The sequence below is a fragment of the Candidatus Tisiphia endosymbiont of Metellina segmentata genome, assembly GCF_964030715.1.
Lineage (GTDB): Bacteria > Pseudomonadota > Alphaproteobacteria > Rickettsiales > Rickettsiaceae > Tisiphia.
This window is the reverse complement of record NZ_OZ034919.1, coordinates 1,082,346-1,095,112: the sequence shown is the minus strand read 5'-3', so window position 1 is coordinate 1,095,112 and position 12,767 is coordinate 1,082,346. Positions and strand designations below refer to the sequence as shown.

The window sequence follows — 12,767 nt, the reverse complement described above, 5'->3', positions numbered from 1 at the left end:
TTCGGTTAAGTTTTTAACTTATCTATTTTAAAGCAAACTCATAATAAATCAAAAAGACCCATATTTAGACTTAGAGCGTAATAATTCAAAAACTAGTTCCTTACCATAATGATACTAAAAAGCTGTGTAATAGCCTTAAAATAGCTAAATAGGGGTATCTATGATAAAGCACTTGATAAAGTTACTCCTGCTACGAGTTAAAACAATTATTTTTACAATAACCAAAAATTATTAATGCTGAAAAAGAAATGTTACACTTTGCTTTAATACTGAAGAGGATCGGGTAATTTAATGCAAACTCAACTTGACTTGTCCAGTATTTGATCTATCTCTGAATGCATAATACTTATTAATTTAAACTCTAGTTTATTATTACTATTATCAAAGGAAAAAATATGACAGACAAAGCAACAAAATCAATAATTTTAGTTCGTGTTTCAACAAGGGAGCAAGAAGAAGGGTATTCAATTGAAGCTCAAAAATATAGATTATACCAATTGCAATAATTAACACGGTGTATTTATCCAGTCTCTATACATAATTGATTTTACTAAATCTACATTATGAGCAAATTGATTCCAAGCGTAACAAGCCATAGTGACGATATCTTCATATACACCATAACATTGGTTAGACAAGAAATGATTTTTGATCCATGCCCAAACTTGTTCCATTGCATTAAGTTCCGGTGCATAGGGCGGAAGCGGTATCAAAGTGATATTGCTTGGCACAGTTAGTTTTTTGGCTGTGTGCCAACCTGCATTATCCGTTAGTAAAGCTATATGTCGGTTGCCTTGAATACTGCGAGAAAGGTCTTCTAAGAATTTATTCATTGCCTGTGTATTTGCATATGGTAAAATTAATGCAAAAGCTTCTCCTGTATCATGGCAAGCAGCTCCATAAATATATGTTGAAATGAATTGCTGTTGCCGAACTTTACGGGGTCTAGTGCCACGCTTAGCCCATATACGAGTTAAGCTACCTTGTTGCCCAACTCGAGTTTCATCCTGAGACCATATATCAACTTTACATCTATCGATATTTTTTGGTAATAATTCTGTTAGCATGTCTGGGAAGTTTTTTTATATGTATTTTGAGTCTCTTGATTTGACTTTGGATGCATTGAACGAGAAGTAATCCAGCTAAAACCAAGGCGGTGCATAGTATTGTAGACTGTTTTTAAAGTACATTTAGCACCATATTCCTCAAGTAACATGATATGTAGCTCCTTTCCAGTTATATACCCACCAGTTTTACTTTCACTGAGCGTATTGATTTTATCAAAAAGAGCAGACTCTTGTATAGTGTTAATCTTCCTAGGGGCACCGCTTCTTTGTGATTCAAATAATCCTTCAAAACCATGATTCCTAAATCTTCTGAGCCATGATTGCACAGTTTTCCAGTGTGACTTCACTATTTCAGATATGGCTTTAAAAGATTTGCCTAATTGAAGGTAATACATCGCCAATAAACGTATACGATTTCGACCATGCGGCTCATGTTTCATCATTTTTATAAAATCATGACCATGAAAACCTTGCGGTAATATTAACCTAGCCATTTGAGTACCTTTATCAGGTAAAAACCCATTTTACACCACTGCGTTAATTATTGCAATTGGTATAAAAGTTGTTTTTAACAACTTTTGAAGTTATAGTTATACTCAAATAATTTTATAATATTAATTTAGATAATTTAAACTATGGGTAAAAAAATGTCATTACCAGAATCAGAAGAAATTTTATCCGCAATAAAACAACTTAAAGAAAAGGTGAAAACTGAACAGGGTATGTTTGAAGAAGCTGATAAAGACCTTAAAGGTTTACAAAAAGATATTCAAGACAAGCAAAAAGCATTAGATACTCTAAGAGAGAATTTGCAGCAAGAAGATAATGATGCATCAGAATTGTTGGGAAAACTTTGGAAACAGCAGGAAAAAATAAAAGGACACCTAGCTGCTCAATCAGCAGACGCAATAATACAAGCAGTTCAAGAACAAAATGAATTTATAGACTCAGAGTTAGAACTGATCAAGCAGCAATATGAAAACATTGTATCAAATCTTGAGCTATGCCGAGAGTTTGAGCAGTTTTTACATGAAGATAGACAAGATACTTCTCATAGGAGCATTGAAAACAAAAAGGCATTTGCTAAATTCCTTGAAGGAAGTGAATTACTTAAAGAAGATGACAAAAAAGAGTTACTTGAGAAAAATTTGCATCTTATGACCGAGCTTAATGCCAGTATGCAGAATTTAGAAAAAAGAGATAAAAATTTAATCGAGCAAAAAAAGGAGTTACAAAAGAAAGGTTTAGCTGATAATTTGACAGTTGATGCTCAGCCAATACTACAAGAATTGTTTAAGGAACGGCAAGCGGAGATAGAAAAAGATATAAAAGCTATTTCAGAACAAGAGCCTATACTAGCAGAACAATATGAAAATATAATACTCCAGGAAAAAGAAATAAAGACAATCCAAGACGAAATAGATGCAAAGACTAAAATCATTGAACAAAGCAAGCAAAAAGAAGAGCAGTTGTTTGAAGAATTAAAGCAATTGGAACAAAAATCTTACCCCCCTCTATCCAGTGCAAAACAACAAGAAGGTTCAGTTAGCCAGTATTCTATATTACAAGAAAGAGCTAATGATGCTGAGGCGTCAGTGAAACGTCAAATTGAGATTAATGAACTGATAAAACAGCAAAAAGAACTGACTAGTGTTGAAAAAGCAAGAGCAGATAATTTAGACCAGCAATTAACACAGCTACAATTGTCTACAAAGCAAGAAATACAAGCACATCAAAAATTAATAGATGACCTCCAAGACGAGATTATAGGTCTGAAAGGAGAAAAAGAGCAGAAACAATTTAGTATGCCTACTAATGAGAAAAATTGGGCAGATGAACTACAGGAGCTAAGTGAATCAGATGGATCTTTGTCAGATCAGATAGATAAGTTAACCAGTGAAAATGATAATTTAAGAGCTAAGTTAGAAGAGACAGAGAAAAATGCAAAAGAACAGCTATTAGAACTTAGTGGAGCAAAAGATTTAGAGTATAGTAAAGCAAAAGAAGATTATGCAGCAGAATTGCAAGAGATAAATAAGGAATTATTAAAACTAAAATTAGAGCGGCAAGAAAGACAGGCAGAGTTACAGAAGACGAAAGCAGAATTAACCGGTACTAATGAGAAATTGCTTGAAGTTGAAAGATTGCATGGAAAAGAAAGTAAGCAGGCTAAAGAATTACAAGAACAGGTAGAGGAATTAACCGAGGCTCAGCATCAATTAACGACTGAGTTTAAAAAAACAAGAGAGGAGAAGGAAAGTCAGATAAAGGCTCTTACTGAAGCAAAAGAAGCCGCCAATTCGGAATTACAGGTAGCAAAAGAAAATTATGCAGCAATGCTTAAAGAACAATCAGAGGCAGCTTCAGCAGAATTGCAAACAATAAACGAGGAATTATCACAACTAAAATCAGAGCAGCAAGAAAGTCGGAGTGAGCTAGAAAAGAAGCAACAAGAATTAATAACCGTTCAAGAAAGCCTAAAGGCAGTTGAGCAAGAATATGGTGTAGAAAGTGAGCAGGCTAAAGAATTACAAGATCAGCTAGGTGGGTTAACCAATGAGAATAATAGTTTAAAAACTCAGTTAGAAAAAATAGAAAATGAAAGAAAACAGTTAGAAACACTTAGTGGAAAAAAAGATTTAGAGTATAATTATTTAGAGGCAGAATACGAAAAACAACAGGCAGAGCTAAAGAAAATTCAAGAAGACCTAACGTTGGAGAAACTTATTTCTGATGAGCAATATGACCAAAATAAAAACTTTAAAACTCAGCTAAATAAAGTAACCGACGAGAATGAGGGGTTAAAATCTCAGTTAGAAAAAATAAAAAAAGATATAAAAAATCAGCTAGAAACACTTAGTGCAGCAGAAGAATTAAAGTATAATGCTTTAGTAACAAAACAAAAAGGGGATATAGATGAACTTTGGGGGAGGTTGGAGGTCGCTCAGGAACATGCCCAAAGAATCCAAAAAGATGGACAGGCTAGGGTAACAGAGCTTAGAGATAAGGATGTTAGGATATCTGTTCTTGAAAGACAAAATGCCGCACTTCTAAGTCAATTGGAAAAGTTACAAATTAAGCCAGAAGCATACGAAGTTGGGATTCAAACGGATAAGATAGCTGGTAAGTCAATAGGTACGGAAACAGAGACTATTACTAAAGAGTTTAGAGCAGTTGATAGCCAAACAGATAATAGGCAAAAGTTGTATCAATCAGTAGGTACAGAGTATAGACCAGTGATGGATAGTGGCGTGTCTGTAGATAAAGTATTAGTTCAGGATAAGACTAAGGGTAATGTTTATGACGATGATAAAATATTGCAAGCTTTTAAGGAATTGTCAAGAGAGCAAGTTCAGCCAATTGTTAATAAATTTTCTTTGCAATCTACAAGCAGTTTTGCTCAATTTGCCCAAGAAAATGTTGGTAAATTATCCGAAGCATTTCGGGACTCAAATGTACTACGAGAGATAGAAAATATTGAACAAAGAGGCTATACAGATATTCATAAAAAATTTGCAGCTGAGTATAAAGATATTGCATGGCAAGAAAATATTATATCCCCAGAATCAGGTAAAAGCTTTAACTTGAAGCAAAACGGTAAGGATGTTGTGACAATAAATGAAACAACATTGAGTTATGATGTAAGTCATGATGACAAAAATGCTAAATATAAAACTAGAGAGGGAGAAGAAATTAAAAATGCTCGTATGGTAAATATACCGTTATCTATAGATATGCAGGGGGCGTGCCATATGTCTTTTGCAGTACAAGATACAAATGGACGTAATATTAGTAAAGAAGATGCTGTATATTTGACTGCTCACTATAAGAATGGCAAGTTGGTGCATCTGACCAAACCTACAGAAATATTTTCTTGTTCTGATGACAATAAGTCACCTTTATATTTGAAACGTAAGGGTAAAACTTATACTTTACCAGTAGATAAAAGTACTCTTGAGCAACTTGAGCAAGAAGTCCTTAAAAACAAAGGAGAATATGTAGGAATAGTTAAAAATGCCCAGGGTAATATTAGGGTAAATTCAGCTGCTGTTCACGGGTTGCAACCTGATCGTGTAACAGCTGACCCTCTTTTTAAGGATGCGTCTCAGCTATTACATGATGCTAATGCCACCCCTGCTCTAGATGGTTCTCTAGATATGAAAGGACTTGCTCATAAAAAACCTAACCGAAATGTAGGTGGTAGTAGAAATCCTTAACGAAAGTTGTAATTATGTAATAATTAGCAACTTGTATTAAAATTTCACTGATCCATTAACATAGAAAGAGTGGGTAGTAAAACTTTTCTTTAAACTATAATCGTAACCAGCACCTAATTCAAGTGCTGATACAGATTGCATGTTTATACAACCTCCTAAAGTGTACATAACATTCTTTGGAGATGGTCTTAGAGATTTTGTGATAGCTACTGTTTGAGTATGGTGTTCTATGCTAGTAAAATTAATGATGTCGGTTGAATTATTTAGTAGAACAGTCTGATCTAGTTTAAAGTGTACCTTAGGAATAATTGAAATATTTCTTACTAAAATGCGTTTACTGAAATCAATTCCAGTTTCAAATGATACTCTTTTTCCTTTCCTAGTTGGTACATTAATATTAAAATCTTTCCTATATTCTGTAAAATTTTTGATTAGAAAACGATCAAATATTATTCCTACCATTGGTTTGAACAAAAATTTATCTAAATCAACTTTATAGTGAGTTTCAAGCTTCGCACGTCCTACATAACCGTTAGTCTTGCTATTAATTGATATAGTATCTCTTTTCCCTAGGTTCTTATATCTTAAGAATGTGTTATAAGTAATTAAAGAGGGTGACTTGAATAGACCTTGACTAAAATAGTCGCTAAGAGAATAAGTACCCTCTTTTTGGTAGTTTACCTTGAACAAATTGCAGAAGGTGGTCTTAAAAAGAGCAGCCTTGCACAATAAGAAGAAGGAGATTATATCATGAATAAAATAATAGGTCTAGACGTAAGTAAAAACTGGCTTGATATATGTGTATATAATACAAGAGATAAACCTAAATATCATCGTTTTGCCAATGATGCAGCTGGTCATGAAGAGATGATTAAATTAGCAAAAGAGCAAGAGATTAAGCTAATAATATGTGAACCTACTGGAGGATACGAAGCTGAGATTTGTCAAAAGCTGGATAATAATAACCAACAAATACATAAGGTCAATACATATAGTTTTAATTCTTTTAGTAAATCGGTGAATTTGTGTAAAACTGATAGGAAGGATGCATTTAAATTAGCATATTATGCGGATAAGATGCAGCTTTCAGCGAATTATATATATCAAGTTGAATCAGAGACTTTGAAGAGATGTCAACAAAGACGAGAAGATTTAGTATTAATGCTTAGCAATGAAAAGAAAAGACTACATCATAGCATTGATGGTATTGATAAAGAGAGTATAGAAAAGCTCATTAAATTTTTACAGAATGAAATAGCTGAGCTTGATAAAAAGTTAAACAAAACAATAGATGAGTCAGAAGAGTTAAAAGAGAAGGTAAAAATATTAGAGACTGTACCTGGTATTGGTAAATGTTTAGCTACAAAACTAATTAGTTTTGTACCTGAATTAGGGGATAAAAATTATAGTAGCAATGAATTGTCATCAATTGTTGGTATAGCTCCATATGCTCGTGATAGTGGTAATAAGCAAGGACGAAGATTTATTCGAGGAGGCAGGAAAATACCTAGAGATGCTTTGAAATTTAGTATATGAATTTGCATTAGCATATGCGATTCCTATAATAAGTTCATCAAGAGGCTGTGCATCAAAACCTAGAACGAAGCCTTGCTGATTATTTTTAAAGGGTAAAGAATTTCCTTTTTGTTTGCTAGTAGAGTTCATAACTTGAATCCACCCTCCTTTTTTAATATAATAATCATTATCCCCTGCCGCTACCATATTTACCGTATTAGGTTTTAATAGATTATTTCGAGTACTTAAAGCGTTTGAAGTTAAATCCAAGTAATCAAATTCTATATATGTAGTATATTTTGCTATATTTTGTTCGATATCAAAATTAATAGGTGAGATATAAGATTCTTTTTCAGCTAATATTGTAGTTTCTGCAGAAATTTGGGGTTCAGCTGCAGTTGCAATAGGTTGAACATCAGCTACAAGCTGTTCATCTGCAGGATGTTCAGGCTCAGGAAGTTGCTCATTAGCTACAAGATGTTCATCCTTCTGAGGTTGATCATTAGCTACAAGACGTTTATCTGCATCATGTTCAGCCTCTTGGGCTTGATCATTAGTTACTATTGGTACATCCTCTTCTTTAAACAATTCTTCTAACCCAAGATTATCTTCATCAAATATATCATGTTCATCCTTCTGAGGTTGATCATTAGGTATAAGATGCTGCTCATTAGCTGCAAGAGGTTGAACTGCAGGAGGATTATTTTCTACATGGACTACATTTGCAGGAGGTTGAGGTACAGCCTCAAGAGGTTGAACTGTAGGAGGATGATTTTCTACGAGGACTACATCTACAGGAGGTTGAGGTGCAGCTGCAAGAGGTTGAACTGCAGGAGGATTATTTTCTACATGGACTACATTTGCAGGAGGTTGAGGTACAGCCTCAAGAGGTTGAACTGCAGGAGGATGATTTCCTACATGGGCTACATTTGCAGGAGGTTGAGGTGCAGCTGCAAGAGGTTGAACTGCAGGAGGATGATTTTCTACATGGGCTACATTTGCAGGAGGTTGAGGTGCATCTGCAAAAGGTTGAACTGCAGGAGGATGATTTTCTACATGGACTACATTTGCAGGAGGTTGAGGTGCAGCTGCAAGAGGTTGAACTGCAGGAGGATTATTTTCTACGTGGACTACATCTGCAGGAGGTTGAGGTACAGCCTCAAGAGGTTGAACTGCAGGAGAATTATTTTCTACATGGACTACATTTGCAGGAGGTTGAGGTGCAGCTACGAGAGGTTGATGATCAGCTACAAGATGTTCATCTGCATCATGTTCAGCCTCAAGAAGTTGCTCATAAGCTACTATTGGCACAGCCTCTTCTTTAAATAATTCTTCTAATCCAAGATTATCTTCATCGAATATATCATGTACAGCTATACTCCTTTTCTGCCTTTTAGTTTTATAAAGTTTCGGTGGATTATAATATTCATGTAGCTCTAAGTTGTTTTCGTTTACCCCTTGTTTATTGTCCACATTGTATACTACAACTTGTTCAACTACTGCGTGCATTGTTGAAGATTGTTCTTGAGTTATTGGTAGGGGAAATGTTACTACTGCTACTTCAGTACTATTTTGAGAGGATGCAACATCTTGATCAGATGCTTCATTTTGAGTTCTATCTATTTCTAGAGCTTGAGATTGTAATATAGGAAGAGTTGAAGAATATCTTCTATATAATCTTGGCGGTTTAGATTCTTCGTCATCTAGTTTACTATCTAAGGATTCATCACTAGAATCAAGATTTGAGGTATCTGATGATCTTCTTGAATAATATTGTGGATCGAATGGTGCTAATGAAGATGACCGTGAAAACCTTTTGGGAGTATCTATGAGTGGTTCATCTTCAGAGTCGCTCCACTCTCCCTCTTCAGATTCTGGTGTGCTGCTGTGATAAGAAAAAAATCCTTCGTCTAGTGATTGGGGTCGGGGGAGTTCGAGGCTAAACGTACGAGTAATAGTTTTATTATCTTGATAATGTTTAGGTTGTTCTGTTTCGATGCTATGTCTGCGAGTAATAATCTCCTTACGTTGATTATTACCGTCATTTTCTGTTGCAAATTCTTGAAATTCGTTGTGTAAACTTTTAGTATTTACTAGTGGTATAGCTTTATCGGTTAGCGTTTCATTATTAGGCTGAGTGGTATCTGATATTATACCAATTGCAATAATTAACGCAGTGGTGTAAAATGGGTTTTTAACTGATAAAGGTACTCAAATGGCTAGGTTAATATTACCGCAAGGTTTTCATGGTCATGATTTTATAAAAATGATGAAACATGAGCCGCATGGTCGAAATCGTATACGTTTATTGGCGATGTATTACCTTCAATTAGGCAAATCTTTTAAAGCCATATCTGAAATAGTGAAGTCACACTGGAAAACTGTACAATCATGGCTCAGAAGATTTAGGAATCATGGTTTTGAAGGATTATTTGAATCACAAAGAAGCGGTGCCCCTAGGAAGATTAACACTATACAAGAGTCTGCTCTTTTTGATAAAATCAATACGCTCAGTGAAAGTAAAACTGGTGGGTATATAACTGGAAAGGAGCTACATATCATGTTACTTGAGGAATATGGTGCTAAATGTACTTTAAAAACAGTCTACAATACTATGCACCGCCTTGGTTTTAGCTGGATTATACCAATTGCAATAATTAACGCAGTGGTGTAAAATGGGTTTTTAACTGATAAAGGTACTCAAATGGCTAGGTTAATATTACCGCAAGGTTTTCATGGTCATGATTTTATAAAAATGATGAAACATGAGCCGCATGGTCGAAATCGTATACGTTTATTGGCGATGTATTACCTTCAATTAGGCAAATCTTTTAAAGCCATATCTGAAATAGTGAAGTCACACTGGAAAACTGTGCAATCATGGCTCAGAAGATTTAGGAATCATGGTTTTGAAGGATTATTTGAATCACAAAGAAGCGGTGCCCCTAGGAAGATTAACACTATACAAGAGTCTGCTCTTTTTGATAAAATCAATACGCTCAGTGAAAGTAAAACTGGTGGGTATATAACTGGAAAGGAGCTACATATCATGTTACTTGAGGAATATGGTGCTAAATGTACTTTAAAAACAGTCTACAATACTATGCACCGCCTTGGTTTTAGCTGGATTACTTCTCGTTCAATGCATCCAAAGTCAAATCAAGAGACTCAAAATACATATAAAAAAACTTCCCAGACATGCTAACAGAATTATTACCAAAAAATATCGATAGATGTAAAGTTGATATATGGTCTCAGGATGAAACTCGAGTTGGGCAACAAGGTAGCTTAACTCGTATATGGGCTAAGCGTGGCACTAGACCTCGTAAAGTTCGGCAACAGCAATTTCATTTCAACATATATTTATGGAGCTGCTTGCCATGATACAGGAGAAGCTTTTGCATTAATTTTACCATATGCAAATACACAGGCAATGAATAAATTCTTAGAAGACCTTTCTCGCAGTATTCAAGGCAACCGACATATAGCTTTACTAACGGATAATGCAGGTTGGCACACAGCCAAAAAACTAACTGTGCCAAGCAATATCACTTTGATACCGCTTCCGCCCTATGCACCGGAACTTAATGCAATGGAACAAGTTTGGGAATGGATCAAAAATCATTTCTTGTCTAACCAATGTTATGGTGTATATGAAGATATCGTCACTATGGCTTGTTACGCTTGGAATCAATTTGCTCATAATGTAGATTTAGTAAAATCAATTATGTATAGAGACTGGATAAATACACCGTGTTAATTATTGCAATTGGTATTAGATATATATCTATTAAATCTATTAATAAGAAAATTATTTTGTAACTTGTTAAATAAAACCATTTTATTACCTATCAGTTAATTTATTTATTAAAGATTAATTAATGTTAATGCAATTGTCATAGAGAGGGAAAGTAAAAACTGTATTTATAATTTTATTTTTAGAGAACGATTTACTAATATGTGATAAAAATCACGATTACAGATTAAGTATATTGTTATAAAGCATGACTTTAAATATGAGAGAGTCGCCAAGAAAGAGGTAAAGTAAGGAAAGAATATTAAGTGAAAATGTGATTTATCGACTTCGAATTATTGATCTTTAATTTTAATTCATCAAGGTTGAATGTTATGTTGACAATCGCTCCCCCCTCGTACTTGTTTGCTAACTCTAGTGTTGCACAATGATCTTGTGCTATTTTTTTGATAATGGCTAGTCCTAAACCAGTTCCTTTAGATCTAGTTGTTATATAGGGTTCTGTAGCCCTATCAATTAAATTTGCTTGGAATCCTACTCCATTGTCATTTACTGTAATAGTGATCTGATGGTTAGACTTGGTTATAGAAACAGCAATAACACCTTGTTGAAATCTAGTAAGTCCTATAGATTCTTCGGCATTTTTTAATAAATTAACCATAATCTGATTAATTTGAGTTGTATCACAGATAAAATCTATGTGTTGATCAGTTGTGATGAATTTATATAATATTTTATCATTAATTAATTTTCGTGATTCAACCATATTCTTTATAAGAATTACTAGATCACAATCCATAAATATTGGGGCTGGTAGTCTTGCAAAATTAACAAATTCAGAGACAATTTTCTTAATATCGTCAGTATGACGTACAATCATCTGTATGTATTTGTTGAACTCTGTCTTATCTTCAACTTGATTACTAAATTTCCTAAGTAATCTTTCGGAGGCAAGATGAATAGGTGTCAAAGGATTCTTAATCTCGTGAGCTACTTTCCTTGCTACGTCAGACCAAGCAAGTGCACGCTGAGCTATAACTAGATCTCTTTGTTGATGGTCAATTTGTTTAATCATCCTATTAAAAGCTGAGGATAAAACGCTTATTTCATCTTTATTAACAAGGTCTTCTGGTACTTGAATAGTTAAGTCACCATTTTTAACCTTTTCAGTAGCAATCACTAATTTCCGAATAGGCTTTACTATCTTTGTAGCAAAAATCATTCCCCAGCTTATTGCAGCTAATAGCAGTAATAAAGCAATAAAAATAAATACTATAGAAAATTTGATCTGCATACTGGATATATGTTTTTTAAGACGATAATATTCTTCAGCTGCACCGTTAGTTTTATCAATATGATCAATAATTTTAGCATCAATCAATCTACCTACCAACAAATATATATCATTATGATCTTTAAGTTTTGTAAGCATTCGAATCTTTTTAGGATCAGATTTTATCTCAACAATTTCTCCTAGCTCAGCTCTTTTCATTAAATGAGCTGGAATAGTAGCAAATGAAATTGCGAAACTTAAGAATGTATTAGCAATAACAGTATTAGTAGGTCTATGAAAAACTATAGCTTCATCAAGAGAACGCATCTCAACTTCAGTATTTAATGCTTCATTAAATGAAAGGGGATTATGTATTAGATTATAATACATCTCAGTTAAATCATCAGCGACAGATAATGCTGTTTCTCGTAACTGCAGTTTATGTTCGTCTATATAAGATTCTGCGACTATTATCGACTGATCAAGCACAGCAGAAATCTTTTTATCGAACCAAGATTGAATGCCAAAATTAAAAAAATATGCTGAAAACACTGAAACAATAATAGTTGGGATTGTAGCAATCAAACTAAAGGCAATAATGATACGATTTTGTAATTTCGAAGACGTCTCCCTTTCACCTTTATCAATAAAATCTCGTAAAAATTTACGAGCTAATAAAATGCCTAAAAGTAAGAATACAGCAAGATCTACTAATATAAGCCCTATAACTCTACTTGGGTCTGGACCAAGAGATTTCGACTCAATTGAAATCACATAATAAGTCAAGCAAGCCAATATAATGGCTACAATTATTAGAACAAATATTAATTTACCGCTACTACAATATTTTTTAAGATATCGATAAAAGTAATTCAACATTTTTATTATTCAAAATCATTTGAGTATGCTAGTTACAATTAATTTTCAAGCTATTATTAGAT

The 12,767-nt window shown here is 33.9% G+C and carries 11 protein-coding genes; 6 read left to right on the top strand and 5 right to left on the bottom strand.

All coding sequences use genetic code 11. The features are described from left to right. Nucleotides 1-506: 506 nt before the first annotated feature. Both AAHM80_RS05560 and AAHM80_RS05555 read right to left on the bottom strand, forming a co-directional pair. The gene (locus tag AAHM80_RS05560; RefSeq protein ID WP_342259405.1) at nucleotides 507-1,067 is read right to left on the bottom strand and encodes an IS630 family transposase; all 561 of its coding nucleotides are present in this window, start codon (nucleotides 1,065-1,067) and stop codon (nucleotides 507-509) included. Then, on the bottom strand, nucleotides 1,061-1,561 hold the full coding sequence (locus AAHM80_RS05555) for a helix-turn-helix domain-containing protein (protein ID WP_342259385.1): 501 nt from the start codon (nucleotides 1,559-1,561) through the stop codon (nucleotides 1,061-1,063). Before AAHM80_RS05555 ends, AAHM80_RS05560 begins: the two co-directional genes overlap by 7 nt. 153 nt (nucleotides 1,562-1,714) lie before the next feature. Between AAHM80_RS05555 and AAHM80_RS05550 the strand changes: the two genes are divergently transcribed. Continuing rightward, on the top strand, nucleotides 1,715-5,284 hold the full coding sequence (locus tag AAHM80_RS05550) for a Sca4 family protein (RefSeq protein WP_342259541.1): 3,570 nt from the start codon (nucleotides 1,715-1,717) through the stop codon (nucleotides 5,282-5,284). Between the two features lie 36 nt (nucleotides 5,285-5,320). Here the strand turns inward: AAHM80_RS05550 and AAHM80_RS05545 are convergent, their stop codons facing one another. Next, nucleotides 5,321-5,974, bottom strand: coding sequence for an autotransporter domain-containing protein (locus tag AAHM80_RS05545; protein ID WP_342259540.1), 654 nt, complete (start codon nucleotides 5,972-5,974; stop codon nucleotides 5,321-5,323). A gap of 60 nt (nucleotides 5,975-6,034) precedes the next feature. Between AAHM80_RS05545 and AAHM80_RS05540 the strand changes: the two genes are divergently transcribed. After that, on the top strand, nucleotides 6,035-6,820 hold the full coding sequence (locus AAHM80_RS05540; protein ID WP_342259539.1) for an IS110 family transposase: 786 nt from the start codon (nucleotides 6,035-6,037) through the stop codon (nucleotides 6,818-6,820). Here AAHM80_RS05540 and AAHM80_RS05535 read toward each other — a convergent pair. Then, nucleotides 6,710-8,272 (bottom strand): autotransporter outer membrane beta-barrel domain-containing protein, encoded by a 1,563-nt coding sequence (locus AAHM80_RS05535; RefSeq protein WP_342259538.1) that lies wholly within the window; start codon nucleotides 8,270-8,272, stop codon nucleotides 6,710-6,712. The two genes, AAHM80_RS05540 and AAHM80_RS05535, sit on opposite strands and share 111 nt — an antisense overlap. 742 nt (nucleotides 8,273-9,014) lie before the next feature. Between AAHM80_RS05535 and AAHM80_RS05530 the strand changes: the two genes are divergently transcribed. Genes AAHM80_RS05530 through AAHM80_RS05515 form a run of 4 tightly spaced genes read left to right on the top strand, consistent with a single transcriptional unit; the run spans nucleotide 9,015 to nucleotide 10,559 of the window. Further along, complete coding sequence (locus AAHM80_RS05530) at nucleotides 9,015-9,473, top strand: helix-turn-helix domain-containing protein (protein ID WP_342259537.1); 459 nt, start codon at nucleotides 9,015-9,017, stop codon at nucleotides 9,471-9,473. A gap of 30 nt (nucleotides 9,474-9,503) precedes the next feature. Beyond that, nucleotides 9,504-10,004: a helix-turn-helix domain-containing protein gene (locus AAHM80_RS05525; protein ID WP_342259385.1), complete on the top strand. Its 501-nt coding sequence runs from the start codon at nucleotides 9,504-9,506 to the stop codon at nucleotides 10,002-10,004. Next, on the top strand, nucleotides 9,998-10,183 hold the full coding sequence (locus AAHM80_RS05520) for a hypothetical protein (protein WP_342259536.1): 186 nt from the start codon (nucleotides 9,998-10,000) through the stop codon (nucleotides 10,181-10,183). The genes AAHM80_RS05525 and AAHM80_RS05520 overlap by 7 nt, the downstream gene beginning before the upstream one ends. Beyond that, a complete protein-coding gene (locus tag AAHM80_RS05515; protein ID WP_342259535.1) occupies nucleotides 10,110-10,559 on the top strand; it encodes a transposase in 450 nt (149 codons plus the stop codon). The genes AAHM80_RS05520 and AAHM80_RS05515 overlap by 74 nt, the downstream gene beginning before the upstream one ends. A gap of 298 nt (nucleotides 10,560-10,857) precedes the next feature. Here AAHM80_RS05515 and AAHM80_RS05510 read toward each other — a convergent pair whose 3' ends face one another. Continuing rightward, a complete protein-coding gene (locus AAHM80_RS05510) occupies nucleotides 10,858-12,705 on the bottom strand; it encodes a PAS domain-containing sensor histidine kinase (RefSeq protein ID WP_342259534.1) in 1,848 nt (615 codons plus the stop codon). Nucleotides 12,706-12,767: the final 62 nt, after the last annotated feature.